The 1,080-nt window shown below is 55.5% G+C and carries 3 protein-coding genes; 2 read left to right on the plus strand and 1 reads right to left on the minus strand.

Annotated features, from left to right (window positions below; genetic code table 11):
- Positions 1 to 88: 88 nt before the first annotated feature.
- Positions 89 to 298 carry a YdcH family protein gene (locus VZ95_RS20755; protein ID WP_045777558.1) on the minus strand — a complete coding sequence of 70 codons (210 nt, stop codon included), beginning with the start codon at positions 296 to 298 and terminating at the stop codon, positions 89 to 91.
- A 219-nt stretch (positions 299 to 517) separates the two neighbouring features.
- Between VZ95_RS20755 and VZ95_RS23645 the strand changes: the two genes are divergently transcribed.
- On the plus strand, positions 518 to 679 hold the full coding sequence (locus VZ95_RS23645) for a YdcH family protein (protein ID WP_084627604.1): 162 nt from the start codon (positions 518 to 520) through the stop codon (positions 677 to 679).
- 188 nt (positions 680 to 867) lie between these two features.
- On the plus strand, positions 868 to 1,080 hold a 213-nt coding region (locus VZ95_RS20760), incomplete at its 3' end, for a glutathione S-transferase N-terminal domain-containing protein (RefSeq protein ID WP_045777559.1).

The following is a 1,080-nucleotide window of genomic DNA, read 5'->3' on the forward strand; positions in this document are numbered from 1 at the left end:
TGCTCATTGAAGGATCATCCATAGAAAAAAGGAAACCGCAGTATAAGCGGTTGCGGCTCAGGGGAAAAGCGCGGCTATGCGGGCGGCTTTACGCGATAATATCGGGCAGAAGCGCGCTTTCGAGCTGATGCATCTGATCTTTTAAGATCAGTTTGCGCTTTTTCAAGCGCTGAATCTGAAGAAGATCGGCCCCGCCATCGGGCCGCTCGATCAAGCGGGCGATCACTTCGTCCAGGTCACGATGCTCCACCCGCAATTCTTCGAGTTTGCGGCTTAACTGCTCAATATCGTCGATCATGATGCCAATCAGGTCACACCCCAGGGGCCGACAGAGCGTGTTTATACCATGAAATTCGGCGCGCGCGCACTCTTTAGCGTAACAACGCAAAGGGCGCGGGCGAATGGCCAGCTTTCCTGCTGGTTCTTGCCACAATTCGCGCCTAGGCTTTTTGTCCGGTCGAAAGAAAGACCGCGCGGGGCGATATACGCACCGCTGTCACCGATGAGGGAGACGCCCATGGCATCTATGGAACGGGTTAAGTCGTTGCAGGCCAAGCATGCGCAACTGGATTCCCAACTGGATCGGGAGCGCAACCGCCCCGAACCGGACGTCGTGACAGTTCAGCACCTTAAACGCGAAAAGTTACGGATTAAGGACGAAATTGCGCGGATGGCGTAATAGTCGCACGTTAACGCTCCCTGGAGAGCCCGTCGCACCCGCCGATCAGAACGATCGGCGGGTTTTTAATTGGGAGGAAGATGAGCGGATCGGCACCGAAATCGAGCAGCACAGCATCGCGAGTTCCCCCGAAAGCGCTTATTTATGAGCCGACGAAAAGAACTTCCCCTAATGAAAGGTTCCTATAAATGCTCGTCGTGCATCATCTCGGAATCTCGCAATCCGACCGAATCGTCTGGTTGTGTGAGGAGCTTGAGATTCCTTATGTGCTGAAGCGATATGATCGCGATCCGAAGACGCGGCTTGCCCCCGCCGAGTATCGAGCGCTAACGCCGTTCGGGACGGCGCCTGTCATCAGCGATGGCGCTCTCGTTCTGGGTGAATCGGCGGCAATCATCGAG

Source organism: Elstera litoralis (assembly GCF_000963705.1).
Classification (GTDB): Bacteria; Pseudomonadota; Alphaproteobacteria; order Elsterales; family Elsteraceae; genus Elstera; species Elstera litoralis.

Bases quoted from the DNA above. Each gene is read 5' to 3' on its own strand.
- VZ95_RS23645 (WP_084627604.1), top strand. From the start codon at position 518: ATGGCATCTATGGAACGGGTTAAGTCGTTGCAGGCCAAGCATGCGCAA.
- VZ95_RS20755 (WP_045777558.1), bottom strand. From the start codon at position 298: ATGATCGACGATATTGAGCAGTTAAGCCGCAAACTCGAAGAATTGCGG.